General features: G+C 63.3%; 19 protein-coding genes. 9 read left to right on the top strand and 10 right to left on the bottom strand.

The window, feature by feature from the left end:
- Positions 1-43: 43 nt before the first annotated feature.
- On the bottom strand, positions 44-1855 hold the full coding sequence (locus EXZ48_RS01975) for a methyl-accepting chemotaxis protein (RefSeq protein ID WP_130514134.1): 1812 nt from the start codon (positions 1853-1855) through the stop codon (positions 44-46).
- 135 nt (positions 1856-1990) lie between these two features.
- A complete protein-coding gene (locus EXZ48_RS01980; RefSeq protein ID WP_050746139.1) occupies positions 1991-2884 on the bottom strand; it encodes a DMT family transporter in 894 nt (297 codons plus the stop codon).
- 223 nt (positions 2885-3107) lie between these two features.
- Between EXZ48_RS01980 and EXZ48_RS01985 the strand changes: the two genes are divergently transcribed.
- From EXZ48_RS01985 to EXZ48_RS01995, 3 genes are all read left to right on the top strand, one after another.
- On the top strand, positions 3108-4403 hold the full coding sequence (locus EXZ48_RS01985; protein ID WP_023517014.1) for an adenylosuccinate synthase: 1296 nt from the start codon (positions 3108-3110) through the stop codon (positions 4401-4403).
- 69 nt (positions 4404-4472) lie between these two features.
- Positions 4473-6677 (top strand): hypothetical protein, encoded by a 2205-nt coding sequence (locus EXZ48_RS01990; RefSeq protein WP_130514135.1) that lies wholly within the window; start codon positions 4473-4475, stop codon positions 6675-6677.
- Between the two features lie 191 nt (positions 6678-6868).
- Positions 6869-7483: a LysE family translocator gene (locus tag EXZ48_RS01995; protein ID WP_023515083.1), complete on the top strand. Its 615-nt coding sequence runs from the start codon at positions 6869-6871 to the stop codon at positions 7481-7483.
- A gap of 94 nt (positions 7484-7577) precedes the next feature.
- Here EXZ48_RS01995 and rpoH read toward each other — a convergent pair whose 3' ends face one another.
- Together rpoH and EXZ48_RS02005 are read right to left on the bottom strand one after the other, a co-directional pair.
- Positions 7578-8483 (bottom strand): RNA polymerase sigma factor RpoH, encoded by a 906-nt coding sequence (rpoH, locus tag EXZ48_RS02000; RefSeq protein WP_024270820.1) that lies wholly within the window; start codon positions 8481-8483, stop codon positions 7578-7580.
- A 256-nt stretch (positions 8484-8739) separates the two neighbouring features.
- Positions 8740-9765: an RluA family pseudouridine synthase gene (locus tag EXZ48_RS02005; RefSeq protein ID WP_130514136.1), complete on the bottom strand. Its 1026-nt coding sequence runs from the start codon at positions 9763-9765 to the stop codon at positions 8740-8742.
- 35 nt (positions 9766-9800) lie between these two features.
- Here EXZ48_RS02005 and EXZ48_RS02010 point away from each other — a divergent pair, with 35 nt between their 5' ends.
- Positions 9801-10193 (top strand): hypothetical protein, encoded by a 393-nt coding sequence (locus EXZ48_RS02010; protein WP_130514137.1) that lies wholly within the window; start codon positions 9801-9803, stop codon positions 10191-10193.
- 6 nt (positions 10194-10199) lie between these two features.
- On the top strand, positions 10200-11030 hold the full coding sequence (locus EXZ48_RS02015; RefSeq protein ID WP_130514138.1) for an RNA methyltransferase: 831 nt from the start codon (positions 10200-10202) through the stop codon (positions 11028-11030).
- 37 nt (positions 11031-11067) lie between these two features.
- Here EXZ48_RS02015 and EXZ48_RS02020 read toward each other — a convergent pair whose 3' ends face one another.
- The 3 genes from EXZ48_RS02020 to EXZ48_RS02030 all read right to left on the bottom strand — a co-directional run bounded on the left by EXZ48_RS02020 (position 11068) and on the right by EXZ48_RS02030 (position 13317).
- The gene (locus EXZ48_RS02020) at positions 11068-11451 is read right to left on the bottom strand and encodes a hypothetical protein (protein WP_130514139.1); all 384 of its coding nucleotides are present in this window, start codon (positions 11449-11451) and stop codon (positions 11068-11070) included.
- Between the two features lie 25 nt (positions 11452-11476).
- Positions 11477-12625 (bottom strand): hypothetical protein, encoded by a 1149-nt coding sequence (locus tag EXZ48_RS02025; protein WP_130514140.1) that lies wholly within the window; start codon positions 12623-12625, stop codon positions 11477-11479.
- Positions 12626-12762: 137 nt separating this feature from the next.
- A complete protein-coding gene (locus tag EXZ48_RS02030) occupies positions 12763-13317 on the bottom strand; it encodes a DUF1134 domain-containing protein (RefSeq protein WP_037407931.1) in 555 nt (184 codons plus the stop codon).
- Between the two features lie 243 nt (positions 13318-13560).
- Here EXZ48_RS02030 and chpT point away from each other — a divergent pair, with 243 nt between their 5' ends.
- Both chpT and EXZ48_RS02040 read left to right on the top strand, forming a co-directional pair.
- Positions 13561-14214, top strand: a complete 654-nt coding sequence (chpT, locus tag EXZ48_RS02035; RefSeq protein ID WP_130514142.1) for a histidine phosphotransferase ChpT — start codon at positions 13561-13563, stop codon at positions 14212-14214.
- Between the two features lie 115 nt (positions 14215-14329).
- Entirely contained in the window at positions 14330-14692 is a 363-nt protein-coding gene (locus EXZ48_RS02040; RefSeq protein ID WP_024270821.1) for a PleD family two-component system response regulator, read from the top strand.
- A 156-nt stretch (positions 14693-14848) separates the two neighbouring features.
- Here EXZ48_RS02040 and ctrA read toward each other — a convergent pair whose 3' ends face one another.
- Positions 14849-15547 carry a response regulator transcription factor CtrA gene (gene ctrA, locus EXZ48_RS02045; RefSeq protein ID WP_024270822.1) on the bottom strand — a complete coding sequence of 233 codons (699 nt, stop codon included), beginning with the start codon at positions 15545-15547 and terminating at the stop codon, positions 14849-14851.
- A 527-nt stretch (positions 15548-16074) separates the two neighbouring features.
- On the opposite strand from ctrA, the gene EXZ48_RS02050 reads away from it, so the two are divergent.
- Positions 16075-16425 carry a hypothetical protein gene (locus tag EXZ48_RS02050; RefSeq protein ID WP_024270823.1) on the top strand — a complete coding sequence of 117 codons (351 nt, stop codon included), beginning with the start codon at positions 16075-16077 and terminating at the stop codon, positions 16423-16425.
- A gap of 78 nt (positions 16426-16503) precedes the next feature.
- Here the strand turns inward: EXZ48_RS02050 and EXZ48_RS02055 are convergent, their stop codons facing one another.
- On the bottom strand, positions 16504-16785 hold the full coding sequence (locus EXZ48_RS02055) for a GNAT family N-acetyltransferase (RefSeq protein ID WP_023515013.1): 282 nt from the start codon (positions 16783-16785) through the stop codon (positions 16504-16506).
- A 107-nt stretch (positions 16786-16892) separates the two neighbouring features.
- Here EXZ48_RS02055 and EXZ48_RS02060 point away from each other — a divergent pair, with 107 nt between their 5' ends.
- Entirely contained in the window at positions 16893-17387 is a 495-nt protein-coding gene (locus EXZ48_RS02060; RefSeq protein ID WP_371687635.1) for a paraquat-inducible protein A, read from the top strand.
- Between the two features lie 65 nt (positions 17388-17452).
- Here the strand turns inward: EXZ48_RS02060 and EXZ48_RS02065 are convergent, their stop codons facing one another.
- The gene (locus tag EXZ48_RS02065; protein WP_023515011.1) at positions 17453-17728 is read right to left on the bottom strand and encodes a DUF1153 domain-containing protein; all 276 of its coding nucleotides are present in this window, start codon (positions 17726-17728) and stop codon (positions 17453-17455) included.
- Between the last annotated feature and the right edge of the window lie 149 nt (positions 17729-17877).

The raw sequence follows: 17877 nt of genomic DNA on the forward strand, positions 1-17877 counted from the left end.
TGTCTCCGGCGGGCCTTTTCGTTGAGGTGTGCTGCTGCGGCGGTCAGGCAGCGCGGCGCATCTCGCCGCGGCCGGAGCCGGCCAGCTGGAAGTGGGCGATGCGGCCGGCGAGCTGGCCGCTTTCCTGCGCCAGCGTCTGGCTGGCGGCCGAGGTTTCTTCAACCATCGCAGCGTTCTGCTGGGTCATCTGATCCATCTGGTTGACGGCGGTGTTGATTTCCCGAAGGCCGACGGCCTGTTCCTGCGCGGCGGTCGCGATGGCGACGATGCGCTCGTTGATATCGTTGACACGGCGTTCGATATCGGCGAGCGAACTGCCGGTTTCCTCGACGAGGTTGACGCCGGCCGAGACCTCCGTCGTGGAGGCGTTGATCAGCGTCTTGATCTCCTTGGCTGCATTGGCCGAACGCTGGGCGAGCTCGCGCACTTCCTGGGCGACGACGGCAAAGCCCTTGCCGGCTTCGCCCGCACGGGCCGCTTCCACGCCGGCGTTGAGCGCGAGCAGGTTCGTCTGGAAGGCAATGTCGTCGATGACCCCGATGATCTCGCCGATCTTGGAAGAGGAGTGCTCGATGCGGCCCATCGCGTTGATCGCGTTGCGCACGACTTCGCTCGACTTTGCGGCGCCGGCGCGGGCTTCGGAAACCATGCGCTTGGCTTCCTCTGCGCGCGCGGTGGAGTTCTGCACGGCGGCGGTGATCTCGTCGAGTGCGGCGGCGGTCTCCTCCAGCGAGGCGGCCTGCTGTTCGGTGCGCTGTGACAGGTCGTTGGCTGCGCGGCTGATCTCGCCCGCACTGCCGTTTACCACGGCTGTGGATTCCGCGATGGCCGCGATGGTCGATTTCAGGGCATCGGTGGCACCGTTGAAGTCACGGCGGAGCTTTTCATAGTCGCGGCCAAGGTCCGGCACATCGACGGTGAGATCACCCTGGGCGAGGCGTTCCAGTGCGGAGCCGATGGTTTCGACGACACGCGACTGGCTGCGGGCGACGGCCGCCTGGCGCTCCTCGTTGGCACTGCGCTCACCGTCGAGCAGACCCTGCTGCTCGCGCTGGCGGATTTCCAGCTCGTTGCGCTCGATGACGGAGTTGCGCAGCAGCACGAGTGCATCGGCCATGTTGCCGATCTCGTCCTTGCGGTCGGTATCCGGCACGGTGGAGTGCGTTTGGTTGCGCGAGACTTCGAGCATCACGTCCTTCAGGCGGTTGATTGGACGGCTGATCGAGCGGCCGATGGCGAGTGCGGCGAGAAGCGTTGCAGCGCCGGCAAGCAACGTGATGGCGATCGTCGTCGTCAGCGACGCAGAATACTTGGCGGCAAGGTCGTCGGCATAGACGCCGGTGCCGATACCCCAGCCCCAGGGCTTGAAGCCCTGGATATAGGAGAACTTCTCGACCGGTTCACTCTGGCCCGGCTTGTCCCAATAGTAGTCGACGAAGCCGCTGCCGGGGTTCTGGGCAAGCTGGATCAACTCGATGTTGAAGGCCTTGCCTTGCGTGTCCTTCAGCCCGCGCACATCCGTGCCGATCAGCTTGGCGTTCAGCGGATGCGCCACCATCATGCCGTCGAAGGAGTTGATGAAGAAATAGCCGCCTTCGCCGAAGCGCATGGCCATGACATCGGCGATGGCGCGCGTCTTGGCTTCCTCTTCGGAAAGCGCGCCGTCCTTGGCCAGCTTCTCATAGGAGGCGATGACGGAGATGGCGGATTCCGTGACGTTGCGCAGCATCTGGCGGCGCTCGTCGTTCACCTCCTCGTTGGCGGCCTGTGTCTTGTAGATCATGGCGGTAGCCATGAAGAACAGCGCCATGGCGGTGAGCAGATAGATGCGGGTGGAAATGCGGATGTTTTTCACGACTTAAAACTCGAATAGATCCATGTTGACGGTGAGTGCAACATTAAAAATCTAAACAAGATTTAAGTGACGGCCCCAGTTTTAGGGATGAATGTCCTGCGATTACAGGTTATTACAGGTCATTTCTAGCATCTGTCAGGTCTTCTTCTCTTTCGGTCGCCCCCATTCGGCTATCGCGATTCCGCCGAGCACGAGAAGAAGTGCGACGACATGGAACATGTGCATGGTTTCGCCGACAAGGGCCACGGACAGAATCGTGCCGAAGACCGGGATGGCATTGATGAAGAGGCCGGCCCGGTTGGCGCCGATCATCTCCACGCCGCGTACATAGAGCACCTGCGAGAGCAGGGAAGGAAAGATGCCGGCATAGAGCACGATGGCCCAGCCGGTCGTATCCGGGAAGATGGCGGCGCCGCGCGATACTTCCCAGAAGAAGAGTGGAATGGCACTGAGCAGCGCGCCGAAGGCCGGGGCGGCGATGAAGCTCTGCCAGTGCATCTCCGGTTTCCAGCGCAGCGAGACCGTATAGGCGGCGTAGACGATGCAGGCACCGAGCATCAATGCATCGCCGAAGTTGAATTCGAGTTCCGCCAAAGTCGAGAAATCGCCATGAGAGGCTGTTACCAGAACGCCGACCAGCGTGACGGTGAAGCCGAGGACCTGCGCGATCGAGGCCTGGATGCGGAAGAGCGCGAAGTTGAAGACGAAGATCAGCATGGGGATGCCGGCCTGCTCGATGACGGCATTGATGGCGCTGGTATAACCGAGCGCCGTATAGAGCAGAGCGTTGAAGGCGGTGAAGCCCAGGGCACCGTAGAGCAGCAGCTGTAGCCAGTGCCTGCGGATCGCCGGCCAGTCACGTTTCACCTGCGGCAGCATGAGGATCAGGATGATGCTCAGTGCGACGATCCAGCGGAAGGTGGTCAGCACCATCGGACTGACATGGCCGACGGCAAGCTTGCCGGCCACCGAGTTCGCGCCCCAGAAAAGCGAGGTGATGCACAGGTAGAAATAGGCTCTGCTGTTCAAGGCAACTGGGTCCGGTGGGTGGAAGGATGCATGCAGGGCGGGCCGGCTGGCGCCTCACATAAGGTGAAAAAGCACGAGATGTCATGCAAAAAGCGGATTGTGGCCGTCATAACAGGGTCGCATTCCCAAAGACAACACAGTATAGATGCGCGGGTTTGTGTCAGGCGCGCGCGCATGTGTGCGTAACAGTAAAGCGCTCGCGCGCGAAAACGGGAAAGATGAAATGACGAACGTCGTGGTGGTCGGATCTCAATGGGGTGACGAAGGCAAGGGCAAGATTGTCGACTGGCTTTCCGAACGCGCGGATGTCATCGTCCGCTATCAGGGCGGCCACAATGCAGGTCATACGCTTGTTATCGATGGTGTCAGCTACAAGCTGGCGTTGCTGCCGTCCGGCCTCGTGCGCGGCAAGCTCAGCGTCATCGGCAACGGCGTCGTCGTCGATCCCCACCACTTCGTGGCGGAAATCGAGAAGCTGCGCGGCCAGGGCGTGAACATCACGCCGGAGATCCTGCGCATCGCCGACAACGCCCCGCTCATCCTGTCCCTGCACCGTGACCTGGACGGCTTCCGTGAAGATGCCGCCTCCAACAGCGGCACGAAGATCGGCACGACGCGCCGCGGCATCGGCCCCGCCTATGAGGACAAGGTCGGCCGCCGCGCCATCCGCGCCATTGATCTGGCCGACAAGGACGCGCTGCCGGCGAAGATCGACCGGCTGCTGACCCATCACAATGCGCTGCGGCGTGGTCTCGGCCTGCCGGAAATCTCGGTGGAATCGATCGAGAAGGAACTCACGGACGTCGCCGACCGCGTGCTGCCCTATGTCGATCAGGTCTGGCGCATTCTCGACGACCACCGCAAGGCCGGTTCCCGCATCCTTTTCGAAGGGGCGCAGGGCGCGCTGCTCGACAACGACCACGGCACCTATCCCTTCGTGACCTCGTCGAACACGGTCGCGGGCCAGGCCGCCGCCGGTTCCGGTCTCGGTCCGACGGCGATCGGCTACGTGCTCGGCATCACCAAGGCCTACACGACCCGTGTCGGCGAAGGACCGTTCCCCTGCGAACTCGATGACGAGATCGGCAAGCATCTTTCGACTGTCGGTCGCGAGGTCGGCGTCAATACCGGACGTCCGCGCCGCTGCGGCTGGTTCGATTCGGTTCTTGTCCGCCAGACCGTGAAGACCTCGGGTATCACCGGCATCGCGCTCACCAAGCTCGACGTTCTCGATGGCCTCGATGAGCTGAAAATCTGCGTCGCCTACAAGCTCGATGGCCAGGAGATCGACTATCTGCCGGCCAACCAGGCAGCACAGGCCCGTGTCGAGCCGGTCTATATCACACTCGAAGGCTGGAAGCAGTCGACGGTCGGCGCGCGCAGCTGGGCGGATCTGCCGGCCCAGGCGATCAAATATGTACGTCAGGTCGAAGAGCTGATCGGCGCCCCGGTCGCGCTGCTTTCGACCAGTCCGGAGCGGGATGACACCATACTTGTGACCGACCCGTTTGAGGACTAATCTCAAGCTCAACACCAGTTCCGTGACGTATTCCAATGAGATAGCGAGCGGACACGACGGAAAGTTCTGATGGCGGATTTTGTAGCAGTCATTCGAAGGGCCGTGGATGGCCTCTCGGACAACAATGCCGAGATGCGGCAGAAGGTTTACGAGAAGGCTCGCGGTGCCGTCCGCCGGCAGCTCGAATCCATGAACCCGCGCCCTTCCGATGACCTTGTGAAACGCCAGCTCGACAAGCTTGAGGCGGCGATCGATAGCGTCGAGCTGGACCACGCCGAGGCGTTGCCGGCTGACGACGCCGCGCCCGAACCCGTCGAAGAGGTGTTGCAACCGGAGTCGGTGGCGGAAGAAACCGCCGCCGTTGCCGAGCCTGAGGAGGCCGTTGCCGAGGCTGAGCGGGAGCCGGAGCATCACGAAGAACCTGTTGCCGAGCCCGTTGGGCAACCCAACGAGGACGAGCAGACCGCTGAGGAAGAGCCCGCCACCGAGGCGCCGGCGGAAGAAATGCCGGCTGCCTATGCCGAATCCGAGCCTGTCGAGCCCGTTGCGGAAGACCGTGCCGAAGAGGAAGCGGAGCCGGCCGCCGTCGAGGCGCACAACGAGCCGTCCTGGCATGTCGAGGCTGCACCGGCTGATGACTATGTTCCCTCCTGGCAGGAGCCGGAGCAGGAATCTGCACGCAAGACCGATGCGGAGGAGACGGCCGTGGCCGTCGAGCCGCAGGCGCAGACCTATCCGGTGCATGACGAGCATGCGCCCGAAGCCGAACCGGTGGCGGATGCTCGCATGCCCGCGGCCGAAGCCCAGTGGAACTGGAACGAGGCGAGCGCTGCCGATGTGAGCGCCGAGAACCGTGCTCAGCCGGCCGAGACCCCTGTCGACCCGCTCGCCTGGGACTGGCCGGAGGAGAAGGCTGCCCAGCCGGCGGCAGTTCAGGGACAGGCAACGTCTTCCCGTGATTGGGGCGATCTTGACGAGCTTCTCGGCCACAGCCCGAAGGCTGGTGCGGCCGCAGCTGGTGCGGCCGTCGCGGCGGAGGCCGGGTTTGCCGATGCGACGCCGTTCACGCCCGTCGTGGAGACGGCGCGGGCGCCGCAGCGTTCCTTCCGCGCCGAGCCGCGCAAGTCGCGTATCAATGTCGCGGCGCTTGCAGCCGTGGTGGCGCTGGTCGCCATTGTCGGCGGGGCGGGTGCTGCCTACTGGTTCAACCGCGAAACGGTGAACGGCTGGGTCAACGAGCGCATTGCAGCGTTCACCGCTCCCTCCACCGAGACGCCGGCGGAAACCCAGAAGACGAACGAAACCGCCGAAGGCGGCCGCAATCTGCCGGCGAGCACCACGTCGGGCGAGACTGCCCAGACGCCGGACGGAGCCGGCGGCACGACGACGAACACCGAGGTCGCCGCGGCGACCCCGAGCGCCAACGGCAAGTTCACCCAACGCCTCCTGACGGACGGCACCGAGGTAGATGAAGGTCCGGCGGCCGCGCTTGACGGTGCGACGTCGGAGGAAGGCAAGTCGGTTGCCGCCCAGACGCCGGAAACGGCTGGCGTGACGACGGAAGGTGGCGCAGCCGCTGCCGGCGGCACGACGACGGGTGAAGCGACCCCGGGCACCACCGACGGCGCGGCGCGGACCCCTGCCGGTACCGGTGGCGCCACGACGACCGAGGGCGGCACGCCCGCTGCGACCGGTGAGCAGCCGGCGCTCGGTGTGACGCAGAAGATGTTCCTCTATGAGGAGCGCCTCGGCCAGACGGCGCCGACGGCGATCGAAGGCACGGTGGCATGGTCGAGCGCGGAAGAGTCGCCGGGTGGCGATGCCAAGCCCGAACCTGTGGTGCGCGCGCAGGTCAATGTGCCCTCGAAAGGTTTGACGGCACTGATCACCTTCCGCCGCAATGGCGACCGTTCGCTGCCGGCGAGCCATCTGGTGGAACTCGTCTTTTCGCTGCCGGAGAACTTCGAAGGCGGCGGCATCGAAAGCGTGCAGCGCGTGGCGATGAAGCGCACGGAGCAGGACCGCGGCGATGCGCTGATCGCCGTGCCGGCAAAGATCACCGACGACTTCCACATGATCGCGCTCAACGACTTCCCTGAGGCGATCGCCAAGAACATCGACCTCCTGCGGACCCGCAGCTGGATCGACATTCCGATCACCTATCGCAATGGCCGCCGCGCGCTGATTACGCTCGACAAGGGCACTGCGGGCGCGGAAGCCTTTGACAAGGTGATGAAGGCCTGGGCGACGCTGGGTGCGCCGGGCAGCCAGTAAGGGCGCGGACCTCTGATCGAGAAAGGGCCGGCAGCAATGCCGGCCCTTTCTTCGTTATGGGACCCGTTCCGAAAGCGCCGCGCGGCGGGCGCCGCTGCCGATCCTGCGCGTTGCCACGATTTCCACTTTCCCATCGGCGGGACTGGGCTATTCTACACCTCCGGAAGCGACTCATGACTTTCGGAGGTTCCGTGGATTTCTCGACCTTGCTTGCCTTTGCTGCGGCCTTTTTCGTGTTCGCCGCGAGCCCGGGACCTGACAACATGACGATCGTCGCCCGCACGATCTCGCACGGGGCGGCCTCGGGCATCGCCTATGGGGCCGGTACGGTTGCCGGCATTCTCATCTTCCTGACATTGGCCGCATTCGGTCTTTCCGTCATTGCTGCCGAGATGAGTGTCGTCATGACGATCCTGCGCTACGCCGGAGCGGCCTATCTGGTCTGGATGGGGGTGAAACTGTGGACGGCGATGCCCGTTGTGCCGGAGCTGCAACCGGTGGCCGAACGGCGTGGCCTGCTGAAGATCTTCGCGACCGGCATTGCGCTCAACCTGGGCAATCCGAAGATGCCGTTGTTCTACGTGGCACTCCTGCCGAATGTCGTCGGGGCGTCGCTGACCCCCGGCCATCTCCTTGTGCTGATGGCGGTGATCCTTGTGGTCGAGGCCGTGGTGATCGGCGGACATGTGATCCTTGCCGGCCGTGCCCGCAAGCTGCTCCGGACGCCTGCCGTTGTCCGCCGCATGAACCGCGCGGCGGGCGGTGTCATGGTGGGGGCCGGGGTGGCGGTTGTCGCGGCACGGTAGCCACCGATGCGAGGGCGCAGGCGATGGCGATAGCGCAAAGACAAAGGGGCCGGCAACGATGCCGGCCCCCTCCAATATCCAGGATGCGTTACCTTCAGGCGTCTTCGATTACGCGGACTGCGCGGGCCTGCTCGGCCGCATACTTCTGCACGGCTTCCTGTACCTTCTCGAAGGCGCGGACCTCGATCTGGCGGACGCGCTCGCGGCTAATGTCGAACTCGGTGGAGAGTTCTTCCAGCGTCACCGGATCCTCGGCGAGGCGGCGAGCCTCGAAGATGCGGCGTTCGCGCTCGTTGAGGACGCCCATCGCGCGCGCCAGCATGGCGCGGCGGGTATCCAGTTCGTCCTGCTCGATGAGCGTCTGCTCCTGGCTGTCGTGGTCGTCGACGAGCCAATCCTGCCACTGGCCGGATTCGCCCTCGCCGGCCTTGATCGGCGCGTTCAGCGAAGCATCGCCGGTGAGGCGACGGTTCATCGAAACGACTTCCTCTTCCGAGACCTTCAGCTTGGTGGCGATTTCCTTCACCTGGTCGGGCTTCAGATCGCCGTCGTCGATCGCCTGGATCTTGCTCTTCATGCGGCGCAGGTTGAAGAAGAGACGCTTCTGGTTGGCGGTCGTGCCCATCTTCACCAGCGACCAAGAGCGCAGGATGTACTCCTGAATCGAGGCCTTGATCCACCACATGGCATAGGTCGCAAGGCGGAAGCCGCGCTCCGGGTCGAATTTCTTGACGGCCTGCATCAGGCCGACATTGCCCTCCGAGACGACTTCGCCGATCGGCAGGCCGTAGCCGCGATAACCCATGGCGATCTTGGCCACGAGACGAAGATGGCTCGTGACGAGCTCATGGGCGGCAGTACGGTCGCCGTGCTCCTGGTAACGCTTGGCGAGCATATATTCCTGCTGCGGCTCAAGCATCGGAAACTTGCGGATTTCATCGAGATAGCGGTTGAGACCACCTTCTCCAGCCGTGATCGACGGCAGCGTATTGCGGGCCATTCAGCACCCCTTTCTGAGACGGCTTCCATTCCGGCAAGCCTTGGTATGGAGCTTGATCCTGAAAACCGGATCCCCGTCAGCAACCATGCTCCCTGTGGGTCATGGCGATCCCACGATCCTATAGATAGGTATGGCAAAACAATGGTTCAAGGCGCCGCAGGCTTCACGGCTGCGTGAAGGCGGAGGGGCGGGACAGATTGTACGACACAGCCTCAAAATGGGGTCCCGCGCCTGAGAATCAAGGCCTGGCAGGCATTCAGACCGCCCGCAGCGCTTCGAGCAGCAGCTCCAGGTCTTCCGGCGGAGGGGCTTCGAAGTGCATGGTTTCGCCCGTTGCGGGATGCTCGAACCGCAGCAGGAAGGCATGCAGCGCCTGGCGGTGGAAGGCGTTCACGACCTGGCGCGCGTCGTCCGGCAGCCGATTGGCCTTGGTCTTGAACGCGCCGCCATATTCCGGGTCGCCGATCAGGGGATGACCGATATGGGCCATGTGCACGCGGATCTGGTGCGTACGGCCGGTTTCGAGATGGCACTCGACGAGAGAGGCAAGGCTGGTGCCGTCCTCAGTCTCGCCGTAACGCTCCACCACTTCGTAGTGGGTGATCGCCTCGCGGGCATCGTCGGCGTCCTCGCGCTTCACCGCGCGTTTCGTGCGGTCGGCGCCGCGGCCGAGCGGGGCGTCGATCGTGCCCTTGAGCTGGCGGGGGCGGCCCCAGACGACGGCCTGGTAGGCGCGCTCCAGCGGACCGGTGCGGCCGTGGTCGGCGAACTGGTCGGAGAGGTGGCGGTGCGCGGCGTCGTTCTTGGCGGCGACCATGACCCCGCTGGTCTCCTTGTCGAGCCGGTGCACGATGCCTGGGCGCCGCACGCCGCCGATGCCGGAAAGGCTCGCTCCACAGTGATGGATGAGCGCATTGACCAGCGTGCCGGTCCCGTTGCCGGCGCCAGGATGGACGACGAGGCCGGCCGGTTTGCAGATGACGATCAGGTCGTCGTCCTCGTAGAGCACGTCGAGCGGGATATCCTCGGCCTTCGGCTCGGGATCGCGCGGCTCCGGCAGAGCGATCTCGACGCGATCGCCGGGATGGATCTTGCGCTTCGGTTCCCCGATGGCCGCTCCGTTGACGAGCACGGCGCCTTCCTCGATCAGCGCCTTGATGCGGCTGCGCGAGAAATCGCCGGCAAGCGTTGCGGCGAGCCAGGCGTCGATACGCCCTTCGGCCTCTTCCGGTACCGTCAGGACTTTTCTTGTGGCGTCGGCTTCTTTAAAGGGGTCGGTCATCGTTCACTACACTCATTGCCGGAAGGGCGCCTGCCATGTCCAACATCGAAAACAACGATCAGGAAGACAAGCCGCTCGACCCTGTCATGGAAAACGTTCGTCGCAAGATGATGCGCCTGCAGCTGGTCTCGGGCGGCATCATGCTCTTGATGTTCATGGCGGTGCTTGCGGCCATTGTCTATAAGATCAACACGCGGGATGGCAAGTCGGAAGCTGTGGCCTCGTCCGGTGAGGCCCTCGCCGTGCCGAGTGATGCGCCGCTCAAGGCGACCGCGACGCTGCCCGATGGTTTCGCCGTCTCTGCAGTCTCCAATTCCGGCGGGCAGATTCTGTTCTATGGCGTGATGGCCGACGGCGCGCGCAAGGCGTTCCTGTTCGACATCGCGGCCGGGCGCATCGTCGCCGAGGTCGCGGTCGCTGGCAACTGATCCGGCATGGCGGCGCAACCGGTTCAGATCGACGATCCTGCAGACCCGCGCATTGCGGGGTTCGTGTCGATCCGTGAGCGTGACCTGACGGGCCGGGACGGCCTGTTCGTCGCCGAAGGCACGGTGGTGCTGCGCATGCTCGGAGCGCCCACGGCCCGCGAGAACGGTTTTGCCGCCGAGGCTATCCTGCTGCTCGAAAACCGCCTCGCGGGTGTTGCGGATGTGCTGGCTTCCTTCCCGGAGACGGTGCCGGTTTATATTGCCTCGTCCGCGGTCTTTGATGCGGTCGCCGGCTTCAACATGCACCGCGGCGTGCTGGCGCTGGGCAGCAAGCCGCCGGTGGAACAGGGGGGCACGCTTCTGGGCCGTCTGCCGGAAACGAGCCTTGTTCTCGCAGGATGCGGCCTCTCGAACCACGACAATGTCGGCTCGATCTTCCGCAATGCCGCGGCCTTCGGCGCGGATGCGGTGTTCCTTGATGAGACGTCCTGCGATCCGCTCTACCGCAAGGCGATCCGTGTCTCCGTCGGCTCGGTGCTGAGCGTGCCGTTTTCCCGTGGCCTCGGGGCCGAAGCCCTGCTTGACGGCCTTGCGCAAGCAGGGTTCGAGATCTGGGGGCTTTCACCACGTGGTGCGGTGCCGGTGGCGGACATCCCGGCGGCGCGACGCATCGCGCTCGTACTCGGCACGGAAGGCGAGGGGCTGCCTGACAGCATTCTCTCTTCCTTCCGGACGGCGCGCATTCCGCAGCGGCCGGGGCTCGACAGCCTCAATGTCGCGACGGCGAGCGGCATTGCGCTCTACCAGATCGCCCTTGCCATGGACCGTGTCGCCTAGACGCTCCTGGTCCGGCCCTTGTTCCGCACGATACCTATCAGCAGCGCACGCCATCCCACAGTTCGTTCGGCGTGCCGGTCTGGTCCTGCCAGGTGCCGGTGAAGCCGCTGAAATCCGGCTGGAAGGTGATGGAAAGCGTGCCGCTGCCGTACATGTCCTGCCAGTCGAGCGTGCGGGCAAGGCCGTTGCCGGGCGGGCTCTCGGCCAGCGTTCCCGGGGTTCGACCGTCGCCGTCGGCGAATTCATAGGTGCCGCTCAGCCGACCGTCGCCGGCAAGCTTCAGCACCGTGACCGCCTCGACGAGAACACCGTTGCTCCAAAGTCGGCCACAATAGCGTCCGTCGATACCGGCTGCTTGCTTGGGCGAGGGAGCTGTCGCGCCGGTCACGCCAATGATCAGGGCCAAGATGGCAATCTTCATTCCACACTCCCGCGCCGCAGTGGTGCTATGCCTCGTCGCGGTTGATCTGCCCGCGCACACGCTGGGCGAGGCTGCGCTCGTCGCCGTCGAGAGCGGGGTCGATCGTGGCGATGAGATCGTGCACCGGTGAGCCGACCCCCTCCCGGGTGGCCGTCAGCACGATCATCTTGCTGGCAAGGTCGGCCATCTCCTCGCGCAGGGCCGCGTCGTTTTCGCCGGTCTTCGCCGCCATCAGCCGTTCGGAAAGAGCCGTTCCCTGATTGCGTACGTCCTCTTCCAGTGCCGCTATGTCGATTGGTGGCGGGGCCACCTTGTCGCCGCGGCGCGGGGCGAGCCGGCTCGCGGCAATAGTGCGGGCAAGTCCGGTGGAACGCACGGCCTTCACGGCTTCCTTGTTTTCCGTTGTCAACGTCTTCACCTTGTCACGCAGGCGGCTGATTTCCGCGATGCGCCGTTCGATCGCATTGTCCTTGTCGGCGCTGCCGGCAAGCTCGCGCGTCAGCCGTGTTTCGAGCTGGCGCACGCGGCCTTCCTCGCGCGACAGGCGCACTTCCAGTGCCTTGGCACTCTGGCTCGCCGTCTTGATATCCTCGCGCAGCTTGTCGCGCTCGTCCTTGAGATTGCCGATACGGCTTTTCAGGTTCTCCATCGTCGTGTCGCGGGTCGCAAGATCGATCTTCATCGTGTCGAGATCGGCTTCGAGATGGTTGATGCGGCTGTGCAGCGTCTCGATGTCGGCGACCTTGCCGCGGATTTCGCGGTCGGCCGTCGCGAGCGCCGACTTCAGCTGTTCGGTCTTCATTTCCTCGCGCCGCAGCGCCGAGCGCATGTCGCCGGCCTCGATGTTCATGTCGGCGATCTGGGCATGCAGCTCGGCATTTTCCGTGCCGATCGCCGCGGCCTGGGCCAGTAGCTTCTCGCTGCGCACCATTTCCAGCGTGTGCTTTTCGCGCTCGCGGCGCACCCCTTCCGACAGACGGGCGTTTTCCGCGGCATAGGCGGCGCGGGCCATATCCTTCTGTGCGCGCACTTCCTGCGGGCTCAGCGGCATGGTGGCGCGCATGCGGTCCTCGGTGAATTTGACGATGCGCTTCTGGATGGCCGGCGCGACGAGCAGGCCGGTCAGCGTGGCGGCGAGAAAGCCGAGCGCGAAGAGAAGGGCATACTCGATCACGGGTCCACTCGTTTCAAAACTGGCCCAAAACGGGTTCGAACGAGCCCACTATAGCGGCTCGCTCGACCTTGCGGGAGGGGCTTTCCCTCAGAAATCAACTCTCGGTTAACCTGACGGGTGAGGGGGCCGTTTCATTCTCAGAAGGGATTCCAGGTGGGCTCGCGGGTCAGCTTGAGATAGCCGGCATTTATGCCGAGGCGGGCGCCGACGCCGGTGCGGATCGGCACGAGCACGACGTCTCGGTTGACATTGACCTGCATGCCGACGCCAGCGATCACATAGGCCGAGCCAGAGACGCCGCCGTAGCGCTCGTAGAGCGAGTTAACGTCGGGCAGATTGTAGACGAGCATCATCGTCCGGCTGCCCTGGCCGCCCCAGTCGAGGCCGAGCGAGGGACCCTGCCAGAAGACCGGATGCTGGCCGGCATTCTTGGTGTTGAGCGTGCCCTCTCCATAGGTGAGGCCCGCGACGAAGGCGCCGGAGCCTTCCTGCCCAAGGATATAGCCGTTCGGCAGGCCGTGAGCCTCGAAGGCGCGCTCGACCACCTTGGCAAGGCCGCCCGAGGTCGAGCCGAAGAAGCCGTGGCCGGCATCGACGATTTCCTGCATGGAATATTGGCCGTTCTGCTGCGCCTGTGCCGGCAGCACCGTGAGAAGCGCCAGGATCGTCGCTGTTGCGATCCTGCACGCCATCCTGACCAGATTTGAAACACCCATGTCCCGTTCGCCTTTCTTCATGTACCGGCCCCGTTCCATGCTGCAATTTGATCCGATCGTCTTAACAATCGGTTTACCAAATGTGGTGTCATTATGGCTGTCTTCAAATCGGGCACGCCTCGCGCAATTCCGGCGTGCTATGCGTCGCGCAGGATGCCCGCGAATGTGCCCATGCTAGGGCCGTCCGCGTGAAGTGATGCGTGGATCTGGGAGAAATTTATGGCGAAAAATCCGAACCTTACGCTGACCGGTCCCGACCTGGCAGCGCTTCTGTGCAGCCGTGTCTGCCATGACGTCATCTCGCCTGTCGGCGCGATCAACAACGGGCTGGAACTGCTCGACGAGGGCGGCGCCGATGCCGATGCGATGGATCTCATCCGCACCAGCGCGCTCAATGCCTCGGTCCGGCTGAAGTTCGCGCGGCTCGCTTTCGGCGCCTCCGGCTCGGTCGGCGCCTCCATCGATACGGGCGAGGCGGAAAAGGCCGCGCGTGATTTCGCTGCCGCCGAAAAGAAGACCGAGATCACCTGGACCGGACCGCGCGCCATCGTTGCGAAGAACCGGGTCAAGCTGCTGCTCAATCTGTTCCTCGTGGCCTACGGTGCCATTCCGCGCGGCGGCTCGATCGACGTGACGCTCGACAATCCGGAATTCGACGCGACCTTCAAGCTCGCGGCCCGGGGCCGCATGCTGCGCGTGCCGCCGAAGTTCATGGAAATCCTCTCCGGCACGCCGGAAGAGGCCGTCGATGCCCATTCCATCCAGCCTTATTACACGGTGCTGCTTGCCGACGAGGCGGGTATGGAGCTCGACGTCGCCGCCAGTCCCGAAGAGATCGTCTTTTCGGCACGGGTCGTTCCGGCCTCGGAATAATCGATGGCGGCCATGGTTCGTTAACCATGGCCGCTAACGCTTTGTTTGCCAGTCGCCGGTAGAGTTGCATCCTGTATTGTTCCCGTCCAACGGGCGGGAGACCTAGGAGCAGCGAATGCAGCGGTTGATGATCGCCGATGGTTCCGACGTCGTCCGGAAGGTCGGCAAGCGTATTCTCTCCGGCTTCGATTTCCTCGTTCTGGAAGCATCGAGCTCGCTGGAAGCCCTCGTGCGCTGCGAGGCGGAACTGCCCAATATCCTTATTGTCGATTCGACAATGGACGGGGCTCTCGAACTCATCGGCAATATCCGCAACCTGCCGCAGGGCAAGTCGGTGCGCATCTATTACTGCGTCGTCGAGGCCGATCTCAAGAAGATGATGATGGGCAAGCGCGCCGGTGCGGACGACTTCCTGCTCAAGCCTTTCGACCGCAAGATCCTGACGCAGGTATTCGGCAGCCTGTCGGCCGCCGCCTGAAACGCCCCACCATCTGGTTGATTTTTGTGGACGCGGCCGCTCGCCAGGAGCCGGCCGCGTTTTTGTCTGAGCTTTGCAAGGTAAAAACTTTCGCACAAAAGGAAAACCCGCCGGCAAGCGGCGGGTCGAAATCTCGAGCGGCGAGGGGAGAGCCGATCAGGCGCTTTCGGCGAAGTCGCCATCGGGCTCGCGCAGCACATAGCCGCGGCCCCAGACCGTCTCGATATAGTTCGCGCCGCCGGCGGCGTTGGCCAGCTTCTTGCGCAGCTTGCAGATGAAGACGTCGATGATCTTCAACTCCGGCTCGTCCATGCCGCCATAGAGGTGGTTCAGGAACATTTCCTTGGTGAGCGTCGTGCCCTTGCGCAGCGAGAGCAGCTCGAGCATCTGGTATTCCTTGCCCGTCAGGTGGACGCGCTGGCCACCGACCTCGACTGTCTTGGCGTCGAGATTGACGATAAGCTCGCCGGTCGAGATGACCGACTGGGCATGGCCCTTGGAACGACGCACGATGGCGTGGATACGGGCGACGAGTTCGTCCTTGTGGAACGGCTTCGTCATGTAGTCGTCGGCGCCGAAGCCGAGGCCGCGGACCTTGTCCTCGATGCCGGCCATGCCGGAGAGGATGAGGATCGGCGTCTTGACCTTGGACAGGCGCAGCGTGCGCAGAACCTCGTAACCCGACATGTCGGGCAGGTTCAGATCGAGCAGGATGATGTCGTAATCATACAACTTGCCCAGATCGACACCTTCCTCGCCGAGGTCGGTGGTATACACATTAAAACTTTCGGACTTCAGCATCAGCTCGATGCTCTGCGCCGTCGCGCTGTCGTCCTCAATGAGTAGAACCCGCATATCTGTCCCCTTTTCCGCCGCTCAAGGTACCTGGCCCCCTACGCGATACGGATCCAGTCGTTGCCTGATTTGGAGGCTGCCACGAATTGGTTAACAAATCCTGATTCCCTTTGGCAAGGTGTATCGATCTGTTAATTATTTTAGGCAGCTCCCTGATTTCATGGATGAATCAGAAATGTGTCTCTTAAACTGTCTCTTTAAGAACCACGGTTAACCGACTCTTTCGACTCATCAATGTGGCGAACCCGTTTTTTAGCGAACCGCATTTACTGAGCCTTAAATCATCGGACCTATGATTAACGATGCCCGTAAACGAAAGGTTACCAGCGGTAGGGTTTTATTAATATCGCTGAATTTTTTTTAAGACCCGGTGCGTTTTTCCGGGTTTCGGGCGGAGTGCCGGTCTCCGGCGTGCGGTTAAAAGCCGTGCTTCGGGCACTGATTTGGAATGCCGGGTGAACGGGTGTCGCGTTTTGGCGGCCGTTCGCTCCAATGCCGGGGTCTCGCTATCCACGGGAGTATTGCGTATGAAGTCGCGTGAGAGCCTAGTTCGCCTGAAGGAATTTCAGGTGAAAGAGAAGAGACGGCAACTGGCCCAGCTTCAGTTGATGATGTCCGAATTCGAACGGATGTCGAAGGAACTGGAAAGCCAGATCGCCATCGAAGAAAAGAAATCCGGGATCAACGATCCCAACCACTTCGCTTACCCCACCTTCGCCAAGGCGGCGCGCCAGCGTTCCGACAACCTCCAGGTCTCGATCCGGGAACTGAAGGTGCAGCAGGATGCGGCCGAACTGGCGCTGGAAGAGGCGGAGGCGGAGTTCGCCAAGGCTTCGGCGCTCGAAGAGCGCGACAACGCGGTCCGGCTGCGCGCCTGACCCGGTCCGGTTTTGAAGAACCCTCGCGAGCGGCCGCAAGACCGCTCACGAGGGCTCTTCGCGTTGTTTAAGGTTCCGTCACAGATTGACGACGTCGTGCCATTCCTTGTGGCGCATGGCCTGGGCGCGGAAGAAGGGGCAGAGCGGCATGATCTTCCAACCGCCCTTGCGCGCCTCTTCCACGGCATGGGCCGCCAGGGCCTGACCGACCCCCTTGCCGCGCAGCGCATCCGGTACGCCGGTGTGGTCAACGATGACGAGCTGCGGCGAGGCGCGTGAATAGGTCACCTCCGCCTCATGGCCCTCGACGGTGGTCGAGTAGCGGCCTTTCGAGCCGGTTTCCGCGTTCCTGATATCCATGGTGCTCCTCGCTCTTGTTGTCTGGTGCCATCCTTTCCTGTCTGGCGCCCTCCCGCAAGCGCACGGGATGTGAACAGACCGTGCTGCGTCCGCGCCGCCGCGGTGCTATGCAGGGGCATCGAAACCAGCGTTGGCCTGCCATGATCCTCGTCGTTCCCGTCCTTCTCGTGCTCTCTGCGCTGTTCCTCGCCTTCGGTCTCGTCCTGCCGCTCGTGCGTTTTGAGAAACTCTACTTCTTTGACGAGACCCCCTCGCTGATCGATATCGTCGTCTCGCTCTGGGCGCAGGAGAGCGGAGGCCTTGCGGTGCTCGTCGCGCTTTTCTCCATTGTTTTCCCGGTGGTCAAACTTTTTGCGATCGCGCTGGAGGCGACCGCGCCGGCGCCGGCCACGGGCAAGGCGAGCTGGCTTGCCCGGCTGCTGCCGATCCTCGGCAAATGGTCGATGATGGATGTGATGCTGGTCGCGCTGGTCATCGTCGCGGCGAAGACGAGCGGCATGGCCTCGGCCTTCACTCAGCCGGGTCTCTGGTTCTACGCCGCCTCGGCGATCATGACCGGCCTGCTGCAGATGAGGCTGCGGCCGCATGGAGCGCGGCCCTGACCGGAAACGAAACTACGGCCGCGCAGGGCGCAGCCGTAGAGGGTCTTGATCGAAAATGAAACGGTCTAGTGGCGGTACTGCTGGATGCGCGTGGTGCGCAGGCCGGCCAGGCCGTGATCGTTGATGGAGGACTGCCAGGAAAGGAATTCTTCGACGGTCAGCGTATAGCGCTCACAGGCTTCTTCGAGGCTCAAAAGCCCGCCACGTACGGCGGCGACGACTTCTGCCTTCCGGCGAATCACCCAGCGCCGCGTATTGGCCGGCGGCAGATCGGCGATCGTCAGGGGGCTGCCATCGGGGCCGATGACGTATTTAACGCGGGGTCGTATCAGATCGGTCATTGGACTCTCTACATAAACTCAAGACCATATGCCGGGACTGTAGCCCGCCACATTTAAGATTTGCCTAAGCGCATGCTAACAATTTTCTAATCTTTTGAGCGGCTTCGCCTGTTGTATTCCGGGCCGTAAGTACTGACTTCCCTTACGTT

The sequence above is a fragment of the Shinella sp. JR1-6 genome (assembly GCF_004284735.1).
GTDB lineage: Bacteria > Pseudomonadota > Alphaproteobacteria > Rhizobiales > Rhizobiaceae > Shinella.